At 69.1% G+C, this 17,597-nt stretch carries 21 protein-coding genes; 11 read left to right on the top strand and 10 right to left on the bottom strand.

The genetic code is table 11. The features are described 5' to 3' along the window. The coding region (locus tag NA4_RS41605; protein WP_373862835.1) for an alpha/beta fold hydrolase at positions 1-281 on the top strand (281 nt) is incomplete at its 5' end. Positions 282-297: 16 nt separating this feature from the next. Here NA4_RS41605 and NA4_RS26475 read toward each other — a convergent pair. Both NA4_RS26475 and dut read right to left on the bottom strand, forming a co-directional pair. After that, on the bottom strand, positions 298-1,167 hold the full coding sequence (locus NA4_RS26475; RefSeq protein WP_067475633.1) for a DUF3710 domain-containing protein: 870 nt from the start codon (positions 1,165-1,167) through the stop codon (positions 298-300). Between the two features lie 5 nt (positions 1,168-1,172). After that, complete coding sequence (gene dut, locus NA4_RS26470; protein ID WP_067475630.1) at positions 1,173-1,673, bottom strand: dUTP diphosphatase; 501 nt, start codon at positions 1,671-1,673, stop codon at positions 1,173-1,175. Between the two features lie 79 nt (positions 1,674-1,752). On the opposite strand from dut, the gene NA4_RS26465 reads away from it, so the two are divergent. Then, positions 1,753-2,238, top strand: a complete 486-nt coding sequence (locus NA4_RS26465) for a DUF3093 domain-containing protein (protein WP_067475627.1) — start codon at positions 1,753-1,755, stop codon at positions 2,236-2,238. Between the two features lie 23 nt (positions 2,239-2,261). Here NA4_RS26465 and NA4_RS26460 read toward each other — a convergent pair whose 3' ends face one another. Continuing rightward, positions 2,262-2,564 carry a DUF4193 domain-containing protein gene (locus NA4_RS26460; protein WP_067475623.1) on the bottom strand — a complete coding sequence of 101 codons (303 nt, stop codon included), beginning with the start codon at positions 2,562-2,564 and terminating at the stop codon, positions 2,262-2,264. 376 nt (positions 2,565-2,940) lie between these two features. Between NA4_RS26460 and cei the strand changes: the two genes are divergently transcribed. After that, on the top strand, positions 2,941-3,618 hold the full coding sequence (cei, locus tag NA4_RS26455) for an envelope integrity protein Cei (RefSeq protein WP_067475642.1): 678 nt from the start codon (positions 2,941-2,943) through the stop codon (positions 3,616-3,618). Here cei and NA4_RS26450 read toward each other — a convergent pair whose 3' ends face one another. Next, positions 3,619-4,551 (bottom strand): inositol monophosphatase family protein, encoded by a 933-nt coding sequence (locus tag NA4_RS26450; protein WP_084497460.1) that lies wholly within the window; start codon positions 4,549-4,551, stop codon positions 3,619-3,621. Between the two features lie 171 nt (positions 4,552-4,722). On the opposite strand from NA4_RS26450, the gene ppgK reads away from it, so the two are divergent. Both ppgK and NA4_RS26440 read left to right on the top strand, forming a co-directional pair. Further along, entirely contained in the window at positions 4,723-5,481 is a 759-nt protein-coding gene (gene ppgK / locus NA4_RS26445) for a polyphosphate--glucose phosphotransferase (protein WP_067475620.1), read from the top strand. A gap of 193 nt (positions 5,482-5,674) precedes the next feature. Next, complete coding sequence (locus NA4_RS26440) at positions 5,675-7,063, top strand: RNA polymerase sigma factor (RefSeq protein WP_067475618.1); 1,389 nt, start codon at positions 5,675-5,677, stop codon at positions 7,061-7,063. A 48-nt stretch (positions 7,064-7,111) separates the two neighbouring features. Here the strand turns inward: NA4_RS26440 and NA4_RS26435 are convergent, their stop codons facing one another. The 3 genes from NA4_RS26435 to NA4_RS26425 form a co-directional block, all read right to left on the bottom strand. Next, positions 7,112-7,876 (bottom strand): class I SAM-dependent methyltransferase, encoded by a 765-nt coding sequence (locus tag NA4_RS26435; RefSeq protein WP_067475615.1) that lies wholly within the window; start codon positions 7,874-7,876, stop codon positions 7,112-7,114. A 166-nt stretch (positions 7,877-8,042) separates the two neighbouring features. Continuing rightward, positions 8,043-9,227, bottom strand: coding sequence for a cation:proton antiporter (locus NA4_RS26430; protein WP_067475611.1), 1,185 nt, complete (start codon positions 9,225-9,227; stop codon positions 8,043-8,045). Between the two features lie 4 nt (positions 9,228-9,231). Beyond that, entirely contained in the window at positions 9,232-9,714 is a 483-nt protein-coding gene (locus NA4_RS26425) for a cation:proton antiporter regulatory subunit (protein ID WP_067475608.1), read from the bottom strand. A 93-nt stretch (positions 9,715-9,807) separates the two neighbouring features. On the opposite strand from NA4_RS26425, the gene NA4_RS26420 reads away from it, so the two are divergent. Both NA4_RS26420 and NA4_RS26415 read left to right on the top strand, forming a co-directional pair. Then, on the top strand, positions 9,808-10,998 hold the full coding sequence (locus tag NA4_RS26420) for a sensor histidine kinase (RefSeq protein ID WP_067475604.1): 1,191 nt from the start codon (positions 9,808-9,810) through the stop codon (positions 10,996-10,998). Beyond that, on the top strand, positions 10,995-11,642 hold the full coding sequence (locus NA4_RS26415) for a response regulator (RefSeq protein WP_067475601.1): 648 nt from the start codon (positions 10,995-10,997) through the stop codon (positions 11,640-11,642). The genes NA4_RS26420 and NA4_RS26415 overlap by 4 nt, the downstream gene beginning before the upstream one ends. On the opposite strand, the gene NA4_RS26410 is transcribed toward NA4_RS26415, so the two are convergent. Beyond that, positions 11,643-12,002: a DUF952 domain-containing protein gene (locus NA4_RS26410; RefSeq protein WP_067475598.1), complete on the bottom strand. Its 360-nt coding sequence runs from the start codon at positions 12,000-12,002 to the stop codon at positions 11,643-11,645. A gap of 276 nt (positions 12,003-12,278) precedes the next feature. On the opposite strand from NA4_RS26410, the gene NA4_RS26405 reads away from it, so the two are divergent. Further along, on the top strand, positions 12,279-12,473 hold the full coding sequence (locus NA4_RS26405; protein ID WP_036538000.1) for a DUF7455 domain-containing protein: 195 nt from the start codon (positions 12,279-12,281) through the stop codon (positions 12,471-12,473). Between the two features lie 106 nt (positions 12,474-12,579). On the opposite strand, the gene NA4_RS26400 is transcribed toward NA4_RS26405, so the two are convergent. Further along, positions 12,580-13,296 (bottom strand): TetR/AcrR family transcriptional regulator C-terminal domain-containing protein, encoded by a 717-nt coding sequence (locus NA4_RS26400; RefSeq protein WP_067475636.1) that lies wholly within the window; start codon positions 13,294-13,296, stop codon positions 12,580-12,582. A gap of 307 nt (positions 13,297-13,603) precedes the next feature. On the opposite strand from NA4_RS26400, the gene NA4_RS26395 reads away from it, so the two are divergent. Continuing rightward, entirely contained in the window at positions 13,604-15,364 is a 1,761-nt protein-coding gene (locus NA4_RS26395; RefSeq protein WP_067475595.1) for a DEAD/DEAH box helicase, read from the top strand. Further along, complete coding sequence (locus NA4_RS26390) at positions 15,364-15,918, top strand: hypothetical protein (protein WP_067475592.1); 555 nt, start codon at positions 15,364-15,366, stop codon at positions 15,916-15,918. Before NA4_RS26395 ends, NA4_RS26390 begins: the two co-directional genes overlap by 1 nt. A 59-nt stretch (positions 15,919-15,977) precedes the next feature. On the opposite strand, the gene NA4_RS26385 is transcribed toward NA4_RS26390, so the two are convergent. Next, positions 15,978-16,718, bottom strand: coding sequence for an SDR family NAD(P)-dependent oxidoreductase (locus NA4_RS26385; RefSeq protein ID WP_067475589.1), 741 nt, complete (start codon positions 16,716-16,718; stop codon positions 15,978-15,980). Positions 16,719-16,822: 104 nt separating this feature from the next. On the opposite strand from NA4_RS26385, the gene NA4_RS26380 reads away from it, so the two are divergent. Next, a complete protein-coding gene (locus NA4_RS26380) occupies positions 16,823-17,422 on the top strand; it encodes a TetR/AcrR family transcriptional regulator (protein WP_067475585.1) in 600 nt (199 codons plus the stop codon). Positions 17,423-17,597 lie beyond the last annotated feature (175 nt).

Below are 17,597 nucleotides of genomic sequence, written 5' to 3'. Positions count from 1 at the left end.
TGGCGGACGCGCTGACCCAATCCTGGCGTGCGCAATGGCCGGACCTACCGGCGGCGCTGGAAGAGGCCGCCGACTACAAATGGCCGGACGCCGAGAAGCTGGCCACCTTCGAGCTGCCGATCGCCGTGGTCACCGCGATCGACGACCCGGTACATCCGGTGGCGGTGGCCGAGGAGTGGGCCGCGCTGGCCCCACACGCGCAGCTGCACCGGATCACCTTGGCCGAATTGGGCGCGGATCCCGCGATCCTCGGACATACCGGAATCGGCACCTTCGGCTGAGTTCCCGGCCGCCCGCTCAGTTCAAGCCGAGCTGCTGCATAGCCGACCCGTCCGCGCCGCGGCGTGGCCCCTCCGGTACGCGCGGCAGCACCGGTTGTGCCCCGGTCTGCGCCGCGGCCGCTTGCGCGGCCATCGCCTGCTGCTGGGCTTCCACCTGCTGCTGATGGGCCGCGGCCAGTTGCTCGGCCAACTGCTGCGGCAGCACCACCGGCAGCGGGTCACGCACCGGCAGCGGATCCTCGCCGCGCCGCACCACCGTCTCGCTGAGGATGGCCCTCGCCGCCTTGACCAGCGGGCTGCCGTCGTTCGCCGCGCCGGAAGGGCCCGCGGCGACCAGACGCACCATCCAGCGGTAGCCGTCCACGCCGATGAAGCGCAGATCGGCACCCTCGGTGAGCGCCAGCAGCTCCCGGCCCCACGGCCCGTTCTCCACCGAGACCCTGGCGCCGTCCTTGCGGAGTGAATCGGCGAGATCCGCGGCGACCAGACGCCATTGACCCGACGTCTTGGGCGCGGCGTACGCCGCGACGGTGATCCGGCCGTGCTCGGTAGCCAAGTGCACCGCCTGCGGCTGGCCTTCCGGAGTCATCTCGACCTGCAGCTGGCCGCCGGGCGGGACGGGCAGCAGCACCGACCCGAGGTCGAGCCGCTGCTCGGACCCGTCCTCCAGGAGTTCGGCGACCTCGTCGTAGTCGTAGGGGCCGGGCCCGTCCCCGAGTGTGGGGGCATCGAAGTCCACGCCTTCGTACGAGCGCTCGTCCGTGGGGGCGTCGTCGTAGTAATCGTCGTCGTAGTCGGACTCATAGTCCGCGTCGGCGTACTCGCCTGCCTCGTCGTACCGGTCGTCGTCGTACCGGTCCGACGACTTCTTTCGCTTTCCGAACATTCCCGTCATGCCTCCTTGCCGGTCGCCCGGCCCGCCCCGTTCGTGTGCGCGGTCAGGCTCGCGTGACCGCCGCTGGAGCCGTAGCCCCCCGCCCCACGGGTCGTCTCGTCCAGCGAGTCGACCTCCACGAAATCCACCAGCTCCACGCGCTGCACCAGCAATTGCGCGATCCGGTCGCCGCGCCGCAATTCGATCGGCGTGCGCGGGTCGTGATTGATCAGGCACACCTTGATCTCGCCCCGATACCCGGCATCCACTGTGCCGGGGGTGTTCACCACCGACAGCCCGGCCTTGGCCGCCAGACCCGAGCGCGGATGGATCAGGCCGACCGTGCCGACCGGCAGCGCGACGGCGACGCCGGTGCCGACCAGCACACGCTCCCCCGGCTCCAGGATGACGTCCTGCGTGGTGCACAGATCCACGCCCGCGTCGCCCGCATGGGCACGCGTGGGCACGGGAATGCCGGGGTCCAGCCGCAGCAAGGGTATGGGTGAAAGTGCGCTCACGGTGGACGAGCCTACGCGTAGGCTGTTTGCCCTCGTGACTTAGTGTTGACTCGTGTCGGACCAGCCCAATCCCGTGACCATGGACGAGAAGAAGCCGCCCGCGCTCGGCTACCGCGAGCGTCTGTGGGTGCCGCTGTGGTGGTGGCCGGTGGCGTTCGCCATCGCCGGATTGCTCGCCGCGGAGATCCATATGGGAGCGCCGGGATTGCGTGCGTGGTTGCCATACGTGCTGCTGTTCCCGGTCCCGGTCTGGATCCTGCTGTGGCTGAGCCGCCACCGCGTGGAAGTGGCGCTCGACGCGACCGGCACGCCGGAGCTGCGCGCCGACCGCGCGCATCTACCGGTGAATTTCGTGGCCCGCGCGGCCACCGTCGCCCCCACCGCGAAGAGTGCGGCGCTGGGTCGCCAGCTCGACCCTGCCGCCTACGTCCAGCATCGCCCCTGGATCGGGCCGATGGTCTTGCTCGTGCTCGACGACCCGGACGATCCGACGCCGTACTGGCTGGTCAGTACGCGACGGCCCGAACGGGTCCTTGCCGCGCTCGGTCTTCCGAGCGCGGGCTGACACATTGTTCGATCTCGCCGAGATCAGGCGGCGCAGTCCATGCAGATCATCTGGCCGCCCTTCTCGCTGGCCAGCCTGCTCCGGTGATGGACCAGGAAACAGCTGGAACAGGTGAACTCGTCGGCCTGCTTCGGGATCACCCGAACCGTCAGCACTTCCTCGGACAGGTCGGCGCCGGGAAGCTCGAACGACTCCGCGGTATCGGATTCGTCGATATCCACGACGGCGGACTGTGCCTCGTTACGACGAGCCTTCAGCTCCTCCAGCGAATCCTCCGACACCTCGTCGGATTCGGTGCGCCTCGGTGCGTCATAGTCGGTTGCCATGTCGTCTTCCCCTCGTCCTAACTCCGTGTATCCCGGACCGGTCCGCTCACACCTGATTCCTGCCGGAATCGGCGCGACCGATACCGCCCCGCCGGTGGTGCACGTCACACGCACACCGGTCGCCTATCGGGGCGGATCGCACCGATCCACTCTCGATAGCGCTGGGTAAACGCAGGACATGCCCTTCTTGTTCCCGCGACCGACCACCGGTTTCAGCACCGCTGATTCGATCTGGGCCGCCAGACAATAGCGGACCCCAGAGCAAAAGTCGCAATCAAAACACAGCCGAGTCGAAACTGAGGGGCAATCGACACCGTCGGCGGAACGCACCGAGACCTTGCACGGCGCCCGGGACACATTTTCGTAGAGTGTGTTGGTGGTTTCACTGATCACCGAAGGCACCGCGACGGATCCGCACGGTCGGCCGTTCCTTCGGCGCCGCCCCCAGCCCTGGCTCATCATGCTCGGCGTTCTCGCGTTGATCTGCGGGATCGTCTGGATCAAGGCACTCACGACGCAGGACGTCGACCACACCGCGATGGCCTGCAACTCGCCGAGTCCGGCCACCGATCCCGGTGCGCCGCAACCGACTCCGCTCGGCCAGCGGGTCGGCGCGGGGCGACTGCAGGACGTGGAGCCCGCCCCGCTGGCGGCCAGCAGGGTCCGCGTGCTGAACGCGAACAACCAGCGCGGCCAAGCCGCCCACGTGGCCGCCCAGCTCGGCGATCTCGGCTTCGCGAGCGCGCCGGGGACGCAATACGGCAACGATTCGGTATACGTCAACGGCGATCTGGAGTGCACGGGCCAGATCCGCTTCGGTGTGAGCGGGCGTCCGGCCGCCGCGGCGGTGCAGTTGGTCGCGCCGTGCGCCGAGCTGATCGAGGATCAGCGCGGCGACGACACGGTCGATCTGGTGCTCGGTTCGTTGTTCCGGGATATCCGGCCGAGCAACGACGCCGAGGAGGTACTGCGTTCGCTGAAGAATCCGGCGCCGGGCAACTCCACGGCGATCGATATCGAACTGCTCGACGCCGCGCGGCAGGCGCGCTGCTGATCAGCGATCGGGAATCGGCTCGGTAGCGCCGACCCGGGCCAGCAGCGCCCCGAGTTCGTCGGCGATACCGGGCGCGGCGGCCACCACCAGGTCGCCGTCGGTACCCGGGGACGTGGCGGGCGGAAGGGTCAGCAGCGCGCCCGCCTCTTCGGCGATCAACGCGCCCGCACCCCAGTCCCAGGCATTGAGGCCGTGCTCGTAGTACGCGTCCACCCGGCCTGCGGCGACGTGGCACAGATCCAGCGCCGCCGCGCCGAAGCGGCGAATGTCGCGCACGTGCGGCAGCACCTGCGCGACCAGCTCGGCCTGCCGGGTCCTGCGCTGGCTGCCGTAGGCGAATCCGGTGGCCACCAACGACATCGAGACCGACTCGACAGCCGTGCAGCGCAAATGCTCCACCACGCCGTCGGCGCCGACGCGCAGCGCCCCGAGTCCGAGCCCGGCACTGTAGGTGGCCGCTCGCGCGACGTCGACCACGGCGCCCGCGACCGGTCGCCCGCCGCGCAGCGCGGCCACAGAGACGGCGTAGCCGGGGATGCCGTAGAGAAAGTTGACCGTCCCGTCGATCGGATCCACGACCCAGTGGACGGTGTCGGCGCTCGCGTCGTCGAGACTGCCGCCGCCCTCCTCACCGAGGATCGGGTCGCCCGGGCGCTGTTCGGCGAGCAGCTTTCGGATCAGCTCTTCGGTTTCGGTGTCCACGATGGTCACCGGGTCGGTCGCGTGGCTCTTGGCCTGCACGGCGCCTTCGGCGTGCACGCCCGCGGGCCCGAACACCTCGGGACGGCGGGCACGGACATGGGCGGCGGCGGTTTCGGCGAGATCGACCGCGACGCGGCGCAGATCGGCCTCGTCGCCGCGCGCGACGATCGAGACGAAGGAATCGGGGGTGTAGTCGGACACGGACGATGAGGTTTCCGGCACGCCTTCCATCGCATCACAGATCCTCGTCGAACGCCCAGCCCCGGTCTCGCATTACTCTTGTCGTGCACGACACAGCGCCGTCGTCGGGCATCCCATCGCATCGCCCTGTCATGGCGTGCTGGGTCCGGGTGCGGCGACGCTGTCACCACACCGGCCAGCACAGGGAACGAGGGGTTAGTCATGTCCGCTCGGGGGCACGCATTCGGTATCGATATCGGCGGTAGCGGCGTCAAAGGCGCCGCGGTGGATCTGGCCACCGGCGAATTGGTCCATGAGCGGATCAAGATCGCGACGCCGCATCCCGCGACACCGCAGGCGGTGGCCGAGGCGGTGGCCGAGCTGGTCGCCAAGGCGGAGTGGGATGGACCGGTCGGTCTCACCCTGCCCGCAGTGGTGACCGGCGGCGTGGCGCGCACCGCGGCCAACATCGACAAGTCCTGGATCGGCACCGACGCGCGGGCGCTGTTCTCGGCCGCGCTCGGTGGCCGTCCGGTCACCGTGCTCAACGACGCGGACGCGGCGGGCATGGCCGAGGACCGCTACGGCGCGGCAAAGGATTTCGCCGGGCTGATCCTGCTGCTGACCTTCGGCACCGGGATCGGCTCCGCGCTGCTCTACCACGGCACGCTGGTGCCCAACACCGAGCTCGGTCACGTGGAGGTCGGCGGCAGGGAGAGCGAGCACCGCGCGGCGGCCTCGGTGAAGGAGCGCGACGGCCTGACCTACGCGCAGTGGGCCGCCGAAGTCAGCGTCGTACTTTCCACGCTGGAGAACCTCTTCTTCCCGGTCGTGATCGTCGCAGGCGGCGGTATCAGCCGGGATGCCGATCAGTGGATCCCCTTGCTGACCAACCGAACCCCGGTCATTCCCGCCCACCTGCGGAATACGGCGGGCATCGTCGGCGCGGCGATGGCGATCGACGGGGGCATCACACCCTGAGGCGCGCGGGCGCGGCGGGGATGCCGTTCCTGGCATCGTGCCATAGGTACCCTGGTTAGATCGTTACAATGGAACGTGCCCGGCTGAGCCGGAGAAACCCCGACCGGCCCTCCGCCGGTGAAACCCGACAGATCGCTCCGCCGGAACACCACTCTGGCGTGACGCCGCACGAGACCGTCACGAAAGGGCGTACGTGGTAGCCACGAATACCCGTCAGACCGCCGAATCGGCCGATGCCGACTCCGCAGATGTAACCGCAGCACGGCCGGTCCGTAAGGCTGCCGCGAAGAAGGCTCCGGCGAAGAAGGCCGCCGCCGCCAAGAAGGCGCCTGCCAAGAAGGCCGCCAAGGCGACCAAGGCTCCGGCGAAGAAGGCCACCACCAAGAAGGCGGGACCGGACGGCGAGCCCGGCGCCGAGGAAACCCTCGAAGACGAGTCGCTCGAGCTCGACGATCTCGGCGAGCTGGAGGTTTCCGACGAAGACCTCGCCGACGGTGACGATCTGGTCGACGTCGCCGACGACGCCGACACCGAAACCGAGGAAGCCGAAGGCGAGGAGGCCGGGGAGCCGACCCCGGCGGAGAAGGCCTCCGGCGATTTCGTCTGGGACGAGGAGGAATCCGAGGCGCTGCGGCAAGCCCGCAAGGACGCCGAGCTCACCGCCTCGGCCGACTCGGTCCGCGCCTACCTCAAGCAGATCGGCAAGGTCGCGCTGCTCAACGCCGAGGAGGAGGTCGAGCTCGCCAAGCGGATCGAGGCCGGTCTCTACGCGGCGGAGAAGGTGCGCGAGTTCACCGAGCAGGGCGAGAAGCTGCCGGTCGCGATGCGCCGCGACTTCAACTGGATCGTCCGCGACGGCAACCGCGCCAAGAACCACCTGCTCGAGGCCAACCTGCGCCTGGTCGTGTCGCTGGCCAAGCGTTACACCGGCCGGGGTATGGCGTTCCTGGACCTGATCCAGGAGGGCAACCTGGGTCTGATCCGCGCGGTGGAGAAGTTCGACTACACCAAGGGCTACAAGTTCTCCACGTACGCCACCTGGTGGATCCGGCAGGCGATCACTCGCGCGATGGCCGACCAGGCCCGCACCATCCGCATCCCGGTGCACATGGTCGAGGTCATCAACAAGCTCGGCCGCATCCAGCGCGAGCTGCTCCAGGACCTCGGCCGCGAGCCGACGCCGGAGGAGCTGGCCAAGGAAATGGACATCACGCCGGAGAAGGTGCTGGAGATCCAGCAGTACGCGCGTGAGCCCATCTCGCTGGACCAGACGATCGGCGACGAGGGCGACAGCCAGCTCGGCGACTTCATCGAGGATTCCGAAGCGGTCGTCGCGGTGGACGCGGTGAGCTTCACGCTGCTGCAGGACCAGCTGCAGTCCGTGCTGGAGACCCTGTCGGAGCGTGAGGCAGGCGTGGTCCGCCTGCGCTTCGGCCTCACCGATGGCCAGCCGCGCACTCTCGACGAGATCGGCCAGGTCTACGGGGTCACCCGCGAGCGCATCCGCCAGATCGAGTCGAAGACCATGAGCAAGCTGCGCCACCCCAGCCGCTCCCAGGTGCTGCGCGACTACCTGGACTGAGGCAGATCCTGGAATGAGCCGCCGAACAGCTGTTCCGCGGCTCATTCCTCATTTCTGGCCGACCACCAGAAGGAACGGCGGCGTTTCCCGCTCGGCCGTCCACTCCCGCCGGCTTACCGCCGCCGCGCCCAGCAGGCGCCGTGCATCATCCAGCGTCGGCTCTACCTGCCATACCCGGGCGAAGTTCGCGCCGAGCAGTAGTTCGCGATAGGTGTCGCCGGACCAGTAGGTGTCCACGATGTCCATCCACTCGCCGTCGGTTCGGCGTAGCCGGACGGGCATCGGATCGCCTGGCCGGTAGTCGACACCCGGTTGCCCGATCTGGAAGCTGTCGAACGCCACCCCGGTGTGTCCGGGGTGAGCGTTGAGTACGGCGAAGCGGCCGCCCGGCCGCAGTACCCGACGCACTTCGGACACCAGATCCTGGAGTTGCCGCGGTTCGGGCACGCAGACCAAGACGAAGCAGGACATGGCGGCGTCCACCGAGGAGTCGGGGAGAAAAGCCAGGTCGCAGCCGGTCGTGCGGTGGTGGGTCACCCGGGGATGGCGGAACCGGGTACTCGCGATGGCCAGCATCGCCGGTGAGATATCCGCCGCGTGTACGTCGACGTCGTGCTCCTCGGCCGCACGGCGCGCCACATACCCTGGTCCGCAGCCGAGATCCAGCACGGCGGTCACGTCCGGTTGCCCTAGGCGTAGTTCGGTGAAGACGAAGGGGTAGCCGAGCAGCCACCCGACGGTGTCGTCCCATCGGACGAAATCGTCGGCGACCCCGCTCGTCGTCCAGGCCGTTGGCCGACGCCACGTGTCCACGACTGGTAGCTAAGCAGATCTGCGCGAGCTCGCTGCGACCGGAATGCGGGCGCGTATCCGGCCAGCGGCCGGAATCGGGCGCTATGACCGCCTCGCGGTACAGCGGGACCACAACCCAGTTCCGGCGCGGGCGAACGTGCCGCAGGGACGAGACCGCGCGGGCTGATCAGGAGATCGCGGGCTCGGGACGCGCGCGGCGTTGCAAAAGCCCCACCATCGGCTCGACCACTCGCGCCGCGATCGGGCCGAGCACCGCCATCAGCAGCACGTAGGTCGACGCGAGCGCGGTGAGCTGCCCGTCCATCGCACCCGCGCCCACCGCCAATCCCGCTATGACGATGGAGAATTCGCCTCGGGCCACCAGCGCCGCGCCCGCCCTGGCCCGGCCCATCCGGCGGATGCCCTGTCTGGCCGCGGCCCACCAGCCGGTGGCCACCTTCGTCGCCAGCGTGACCACCGCCAGCGCGATCGCCCAGCCCAGCACCGGCGGAATCGCCCGCGGATCGGTATTGAGTCCGAACGCCACGAAGAAGATCGCGGCGAACAGGTCGCGCAGCGGTTCGAGGAGTCTCGCCGCCTCATACGCCGTCGACCCGGAGATCGCGATACCCAGCAGGAACGCCCCGACTGCCGCCGAGACGCTCAACGCCGAGGAGATGCCCGCCACCAGCAGCGCCCCGCCGAGCAACGTCAGCAGGAATACTTCGCGGTCGGCGCTGTCCACGATCGCCGAGACGTGGCGGCCGTAGCGCAGCGCCACCAGGAGTACCAGGGTGATCGTCACCAGCGCGACTCCCAGCGCACGCATCCCGCTCATCCAACTGAGCCCGGCCAGCACCGTGGTGAGGATCGGCAGGTACACCGCCATCGCCAGATCCTCGAACACCAGGATCGACAGGATCACCGGGGTCTCGCGGTTACCGAGGCGGCCGAGATCGTCGAGGACTTTCGCGACGATGCCCGAGGAGGAGATGTAGGTGACGCCCGCCATGGTGATCGCGCCGGTGAAACCCCAGCCCAGCATCAGGGCCACCACCGCGCCGGGTGTCGCGTTGACGGCGATGTCGACGATTCCGGCGGCCCAGGAGCGGCGCAGTCCGGTGACCAGCTCCGTGGCGGTGTACTCCAGCCCGAGCAGCAAGAGCAGCAGGACAACGCCGATCTCTCCGGCGATATGGCCGAATTCGTGGGCCGACTGGAGTTCGATGACACCGCCCTGCCCGAAGGCAACACCGCCGATCAGGTACAGCGGGATCGGTGACATCCCGAAACGGCCCGCGACACGACCCAGCATGCCGAGGGCGAACAGAACCGCTCCGAGCTCGATCAGGGCGAGCGCGGTGTCCGTCACGTGCTCAGCCGTGCGTCAAGATCTTCGCGGCGGCATCGAGACCCTCCGGGGTGCCGACGACCACGAGCAGGTCGCCCGCGGTGAAGGTGAAATCGGGACCGGGCGAGGGATGCAGCTGTCCCGCCCGCATGACCGCCACGATGGACACCTTGGTGCGGGTGCGCATCTGGGTCTCGCCGAGGGTGCGCCCGTCGTAGGGCGACTCATCGCCGATGGGTAGCTGCCGGGTGGTGATCCCGGGCATGTCGCGGTGATCGTCGTTGAGCTTGGCGACCAGCTGCGGCGCGCCGAGCAGATTGGCCAGCACCGCCGCCTCGTCGGTGGTCAGCGGGATCTGCGCGGCACAGGCATCCGGATCCTCCAGCTTGGAGACGATCAGGTCGATATCACCGTCGCGGTGGGCGACCACGCCGATTCGGCGGCCGGAGCGCACTTCGAAGTCCTTGCGGACACCGATGCCGGGTAGTGCGGTGACGTCGACGTTCACGCCCTCCAGATTAGCCGGATGTCGCAGCCGTTGAACTGTTCCGTCATCACTTCGGCCGATGGCGCGTCGTGTGCCCTGTGCTGTGATGGAGGCGTGCGGCGGTGGTCGGAGATACCCGAGAGAACACGGGACGCGCTCGGCGCGGTGATCGTGTTCGCCGGCGGCACGGCGCTGTATCTCACCGGCTTGTCCACGATGAGCGAGCATGGCACGCAGCTGTCGCTGTGGGTGCGGTTCGGCGTGCTGCTGGCGGTGTGCCTGGCGATGTGCTTCCGGCGCCGGAATCCGATGGCGGCCATGCTCGCTGGACTGGTTCCCCTGCTGGTGGACAGCTGGCTCGGCGCGACGCTACCGGTGTGGCTCGCCTACGCCGACCTGATCTACGCCGCCGTGCTCTACGCCGGGCGCCGGGCGTCGCGGACCACGACGCTGTGCTGGTCGGCGTTCTCCGCCCTGATCGTGGCGCTCACGCTGGCGCTGACCGCCGACCCGCGTGCGGTCGCGCTGGCGCTGGTGGCGGTGTTCGGTTTCGTGGCGACGCCGCTCTGGTGGGCGAACTCGGTACGCACGCACAAAGAGATCGCGGTGGCCGAGCGCACACGCGCGCAGGCGTTGACCCTGGTCGCCGAACTGGACCGGCGCGCTGCCGTCGCCGACGAGCGCACCAAGATGGCACGCGACCTGCACGACGTGATCGCCGGTCACCTGTCGGCCATCGCCATCCAGTCCGAGGCGGCGCTGCGGATGCCGGCCCGCCGCGACGACGACCCCGCGGTCGCCGGAATCATGCAATCCATCCGTTCCAACAGTGTCGGCGCGCTGCAGGAGATGCGCACCATGATCGGGTTGCTGCACAGCGACGGAGCCGAGGAGGTAGCCGCGCCCCGGAGGCTGGCCCAGCTGCCGATCCTCGTGGACGCGGCACGGGCGGCGGGGACCTCGGTGCGGGTGCACGAAGCGCTCGACGGCGCGGCGCTGCCGAGCGCCGTCGACCAGGCCGCCTACCGGATCGTCCAGGAGGCATTGACCAACGCCATGAAACACGCGCCGGGACAGGAGGTCTCGATCGATGTGCGCGCCGCGGATGATTTGTTGAGCGTGACGATCCGCAACCCGACCCTCTCGGTGCGGCCGCACCGTGCGGCGGCGCAGGCCGGGCACCGCGGCCTGGTGAACATGCGCGAGCGTGCTGCGGCGCTCGGCGGAAGCTTCCGCGCCGGAACGAATTCCGGCTGCTGGGAAGTGCTGGCCCGCTTGCCGTTCGGCTCCCCGAGCGCGTCATGACGATCCGGGTGGTGATCGCCGACGACCACGCGGCGATCCGCGCGGGACTGCGGATGATCCTGGACGTCGAGGACGACATCGAGGTGGTCGGCGAGGCCGCCGACGGCGATATCGCGATCACGCAGGCCACCGCGCTGCGGCCGCAGGTGGTGCTGATGGACGTGCGGATGCCCGGGATGGACGGGATCGCCGCGACCGAGCGGATCACCGCCGACGGTTCGGCCAGGGTACTCATCCTGACCACGTTCGACCTGGACGAGTACGTCTTTCGCGCGCTGCGCGCAGGCGCGTCCGGGTTCGTGCTGAAATCCGCGTCGGGGCACTCGCTGGTCGAGGCGGTGCGCTCGGTCGCCGCAGGTGACGGTGTGCTGGCCCCGGAAGTGACGAAGGCCGTGATATCGGCGTTCGCCGCAGCGAATGACGCCGCGGCGCAATCCGTTCCGGCCGGGCTGGACGAGCTCACCGAGCGGGAGCGCGAAGTACTCGACTGCCTCGGCGAGGGACTGTCCAACGCGCAGATCGCGGCCAGGCTGTTCATCGGCGAGACAACGGTCAAGACGCACGTCTCGCGGGTGCTGATGAAACTCGATGTGCGATCACGGGTTCAGGCCGCGATCCTCGCCCGCGAGATCCGCGGCCGGTGATCACCCGGCGAGCGGGGCGAATGTCCCGTCCGCGCCGGGCAGGTACTCCTGCACAGCGGTGACCGCCACCACCGGCAGCGGCCCGTACAGATGCGGGAAGAGCATCGGCTCCGGGTCGGTCGGCACGCCGGGCTCCCATTTGATCGGTGAGCCGACGCGGCCGGGGTCGATGCGCAGCAGCACCAGATCGCGCCGTCCCGCGAACAACCGGTTCGCGGGCAGGTGCACCTGCTCCGGCGCCGAGAGATGGATGAAGCCCGCATCGCCGAGCGAGGGCGCGCGGTACTCGCCGGTTTGCCGGGCGGAAAGCCACTCCGCCGAAGTGCATAGGTGAACCAGCGTGTGAGTGTCGTAGGTCACGGGTAATCTCCGGGTGGACAACTGGATCGGCCGATCGAGGATGTGATGGAGTGCACGTCGACAACCTGACCTGTGGCGTTCGCCAGTAGCGAAATCCCAGGTCGTGTTATCGAAAACACACTGAATCATTCGCGGGAACAAAGTCCCCCGTCCCGAACGTCTGACAGAGTAGTCATACCCCTGCTGGGAAGTAGCGGTAGCGAGCTCGTGGTGAGTGACCACGGGCCCCACACCAGGTGAACGGTCGATGGGACCGGGAGCCAGGACGGAGGAGTCATGCCAGGAACCCTGACAAGCACCCCACTGACCGCGGTCGATCGTTGCGACCGTTGCGGGGCGGCGGCGCGCGTGCGTGCCGTACTTCCCGCGGGTGGAGAGTTGCTCTTCTGCCAGCACCACGCGAACGAACACATGGATCGGCTGCGTGAGCTCGACGCCGTGATCGACACGGAGTCCGCTCCCGCGCTCTGATCGCTCCTCGCGTCCTGACACAACAGCATCGGACAACAGAACACCGTTCAACCATCGGCAGCGGGCGACCCACAGGTCGCCCGCTGTCGGCGTGTCCGGCGGCCGGTCAGTGCGCCTGCACCGCGCCGAGGATGCCGTCCAGCAGCCGGGCCAGCCCGTAGTCGAACGCGCCGTCCGGGTCGGCGGGCGCCTGGTACATCTCGCCCACCGTCGCGCCCACCCGCGCTGCCAGCGGGAACTCACTCGGCGGCATGACCTCCGTGAGCAGCGGACCGTGTACCTCCCACCAGCGTGTATCGCTCATCCTGAGTGTCTCGCGGGCGGCGGCGACCGCCATGCGCGCATTGCCGGTCGCGAACTCCGACAGCACAGCGATCACCCGATCCATCGCCACGTCCGCCAGGCCGATCCCCTCGATCGCGGCGAGCTGCCGTTCGTAGCGGCGCATCCGTCCCGGACCGAGGACCAGCCGCCACGGGGAGACCTCGAGCAGCCAGGGGTGCGCGATCAGTTCCGCCCGAACCTGGCGGGCCAGCGTCGCCAAGCGCTCGCGCGGCGGAAGCTCACCCGGGATGGGTGCGTCCTCGTCTGCCACCGCGTCGACCATGAGGATCGTGAGCGCCTCTTTGCTCGGCACGTACGTGTAGAGACTCATCGGCCGAAGCCCCAGCTCCGCCGCGACCGCGCGAATGGAGACCTTCTCGTAGCCCTCCCGGTCCGCGAGTGCGACCGCTGCCGCAATCACCGCGTCGACGCTGACGGTCTGCTTGGGGCCGCGTCCCGCGGGGCGCGCGGGCCGCTCGTGCCGCCACAGCAGGCTCATCACCTGTTTCGCCTGGTCAACGGAGATTTCCTCGCTCACGACTGCCCCTCGCCTGGGCTCGGCTCCGTCATGCGCGAGTTTGCTCTGCGTTTTCGGTTCCCTCGCTGACGCTCGCTCACGACTGCCCCTCGCCTGCACTGGGCTCCGTCATGCGCGCGCACTGCTGTCACTCGCCGGTCCTCGCTCACGGCACTCCTCGGAACAAATCCAGTACGGTGTACGTTGTCACGATACTCCGTACACTATACGTTGATTTGAGGGGTGCGTTCTGTCCAGCACACACGCCACATACCTGCCGGATCGGCACATGTTCGCCCTGTGGACGTGGACGGGAAGGGGTACCGGACCGGCGCCGCGCTGCTCCGGCGACCGCGAGAACCTCGCGCTGGTGCTTCCCGCCGGTGCCGACGGCGCGCTCGAGGTCACCGACGTCGACGCCGCGCTGCTGGGCCCGGAGGACTTCGCGGATCTGACGGTCGAGCACGCGGGAAGGTCCGTCCTGCTCTGGCAGGACATCCTGCGCACTGCCCGCGCCGAGCCGGTCCCGGAAGCGCCCGACGACCCCGAACTGCCGATAGCCGCCCATGCGGTGCCGGATGCGTCCGGCACCTCGGTCGTGTCGGCGCAGCGCGCGCTGCGCGTATTGCGTGACACGGAGGCCGTGGCGGCGGACCTGCGCGCGACGCTGAAGGCGCAGCTGCGGCCCTACCAGGCACGCGGGGTCGGCTGGTTGCGCGAAACCGTGGACGCGCACGGCGGCGCGGTGCTCGCCGACGAGATGGGCCTCGGCAAAACCGTGCAGACCATCGGTTTCTTGCTCGACCGGGCCGAGGCGGGGCCGCAACTCGTGGTCTGTCCGACCTCGCTGGTCGGCAACTGGGCGCACGAGATCGGCCGGTTCGCGCCGGGACTGCGCGTGATCACGTGGCGCGGCGGCGAGATCGCGGCCGACGCGGCGACGGTCGTCGTCACCGGGTATCCCATGTTGCGGCTGCATGGACGGATGCTGACCGGACAGCGCTGGGCGACGGCCGTATTCGACGAGGCGCAGGCGGTGAAGAATCCGCGCACCCAGGTCGCGAAGGCGGCGCGGGCGATCGGCGCGGCCGCGACGATCGCGTTGACCGGCACACCCGTGGAGAACCACCTCGACGAGCTGTGGGCGCTGCTGAACCTGGTCGCGCCACAGTTGTTCGGGCACCGCACGCAGTTCCGGCGGCGATTTGTGCGGCCGATCCAGGACGGTTCGGCGACCGCGGCGGCGCGGTTGCGCGACACCATCGAACCGGTCGTGCTGGCGCGCAAGAAAAGTCAGGTCGCGGCGGCGCTGCCCGCGAAGATCCAGAGCGACCTGCTCTGCGACCTCACCACCGAGCAGGAGCAGCTCTACGATCAGCTGCTCGCCCAGGCCGTCGACGGTGGATTCGGTGCGGGCATCGAGCGCCACGGCCGCGTGCTCGCTGCGCTGACCTCGCTCAAGCAGGTGTGCAACCATCCCGGGCTGGTCACCGGCGAACTCCGCGAGCTGGTCGGCCGATCCGGAAAACTCGACCTGTGCACCGACATCCTGGCCACCAATCTCGACACCGCCAGCCCCACATTGGTGTTCACCCAGTACCGCCGGACCGGTGAGCTGCTCGTGCGCCATGTCGCCGAACAGTTCGGGGTGACGGCGCCGTTCTTCCACGGCGGGCTGAACCAGGCCGAACGCGCCGAGATCGTGTCCCGGTTCCAGGCCGAGGACGGGCCGCCGATACTGGTGCTGAGCCTGCGCGCGGCGGGCACCGGGCTCACCCTGACCCGCGCCGCCGATGTCATCCACTTCGACCGCTGGTGGAACCCGGCGGTGGAGGCGCAAGCCTCCGACCGCGCCCACCGGATCGGCCAGACCCGCACCGTCACCGTCACCACACTCACCTCGGCCACGACCGTGGAGGAGCACATCGCGGGCATGCACGACCGCAAGGCGGTCCTGACCGACCTCGGCGACGCGACCGGCATCGCGGCTCTCGCCGCGCTCGGCGACGAACAGCTCATCGAGATCCTGCGCCGCAAGAGGGAGAACTGATGGCGGACAACGAATTCGGCTACACCGCCTGGGGCATGGACTGGGTGCGCCTCGCCGAGCCGCTGCGCCAGACCCGACCCGATCCCCTGCTCCCGCGCGCCCGCAGCATCGCACGCAACAACGGTGTGCAGGCCACCGTCGAGGGGCGGGTCGTGCGGGCCACCATCCACCGTGGCGGTCAGGCCTCGCTGACCCACCTGGAAGTGGCGCCGCTGACCAGAACCACGATCACGGCCATCGCCGCGATCGTGCCGGACCCGTCCGTGCTGACCGACGACATGCATCGCGCCATCGCAGCGGCGAGAATCCCGCTCGCCCCGGTCCTGGCGGGCACCGACTGCTCCTGCACGGCACGATCGGCGCGGTGCGTGCACGTTCTCGCCGTCTATTACGAGATGGCGCGCAAGGTCGACGAGAACCCACGGCTGGCCCTGGAGATCCAGGGCTATTTCGCTGCGAGCCCGCAGGATTCGGACGAGTCGGCCCCACCCGTGCGATGGACGCCGATCGGCGCGCTCGATCCGTCGCGGTTCTTCACCACAGCGCCGGCCTGAGCGACGGGCGGGTGGATCCGGGGGCCGGCGTGTCGCCAGGGCCGTATTTCCCCGCGTGATCAGGCGTTGGTGCCGCTGTCCACGGTGAGGAACGCGCCGGTGATGCTGCGCCCGGACGGACCGGCCAGGAAAGCCACCGTGGCGGCGATGTCGTCGGCGGTGCCGAAGCGGCCGAGAGCGGTCAACTCGCGCTGCTGTGGGGCGTGGTCGCCATCCTCCGGGTTCATGTCGGTGTCGGTGGAGCCCGGTTGCACAAGATTGACCGTGATCGCGCGCGGGCCGAGTTCGCGGGCCAGCGCCTTGGTGAAGCCGTTGAGCGCGGACTTGCTCAGGTTGTAGAGCGTCAAGCCGTCGAAGGGCGCGTGCTCGGCCAGATTGGTGCCGATACTGATGATCCGGCCGCCGTCGGTCATGTACGCGACCGCCGCCTGCGCGCCGACGAACGCCGCGCGCGCGTGCACGTGCAACGCGTTGTCGATCTCCGCGACGGTGAACTCTTCGAATGGCTTGGCCGGGAAGATTCCCGCGTTGTTGACCAGGATGTCCAGCGCGCCGAACTCCGACGCGGCCCGGTCGACTGCCGCACGCACCGCGGCGGCGTCGGCGCTGTCGGCCTGGATCGCGATGGCTCGGCGCCCGAGCGCCTGGAGCTCGCCGGCCACCGTCTTCGCCGGCCCTTCGGCGTGCTGGTAGGTCAGCGCGACATCCGCACCCGCCGCGGCGAGGCGACGCGCGATCGCCGCGCCGATGCCGCGGCTGCCGCCGGTCACCAGCGCGACCTTGCCCGTGAGGTCCGACATCAGTACTCCTCCAATTTTGTGTCGATCAGTACATAAATAGCCAAACGCATGGGCATCGCGGTGTCAATAGGTATATTTAACGATCGACACAGAAAGGTTCCGGCATGGCCGAACGGGGACGACCGCGCGCCTTCGACCGCGCCGAGGCGTTGCGCCGTGCCATGGAGGTGTTCTGGGAGCACGGCTACGAGGGCTCCTCGATGAGCGATCTCACCGCCGCGATGGGCATCAACTCGCCGAGCCTGTACGCCGCCTTCGGCGGCAAAGAGGCGCTGTTCCGCGAGGCCGTCGAACTCTACGGACGAACCGACGGCCGCTACACCGATCGTGCGCTGCGCGAAGAGCCGACCGCCCGCGGCAGCATAGAGGCGATGTTGCGGGACAACGCCGTGGCCTATACCGAGCACAACAAGCCGCACGGCTGCATGGTCGTGCTCGCCGGCTCCACCTACACCACGCGCAACGCGAACATCCGCGACTTCCTGATCGGCAAACGCCGCGAGACCACCGAAGACATCCGTCGGCGCCTCGATCGCGGTGTGGCCGACGGCGACCTGCCCGCAGGCACCGACACCGCAGCCCTGGCGGCTTTCTACGCCACGGTCCTCTACGGCCTGTCCATCCAGGCGCGGGACGGCGCTTCGCCGGCCGAACTCACCGCGTCCATCGACTGCGCCATGGCCGCCTGGCCGGTTCCCGCCTGACCCGGATTCCCCGCCGCACCACTACTTCCGGCGTAGTGCCGCGATGCGATCGCCGAGTTGCTCCGCGGTGGCCAGCGCGGTCGGCGGACCGCCGCACTCGCGCCGCAACTCGCCGTGGATCACGCCGTGCGGTTTGCCGGTGCGATGGTGATGCATCGCCACCAGGCTGTTGAGC

It is taken from the genome of Nocardia amamiensis NBRC 102102 (assembly GCF_001612745.1).
GTDB lineage: Bacteria > Actinomycetota > Actinomycetes > Mycobacteriales > Mycobacteriaceae > Nocardia > Nocardia amamiensis.
The sequence above is the reverse complement of the archived record's forward strand: the minus strand, read 5'-3'. Positions and strand labels throughout refer to the sequence as shown.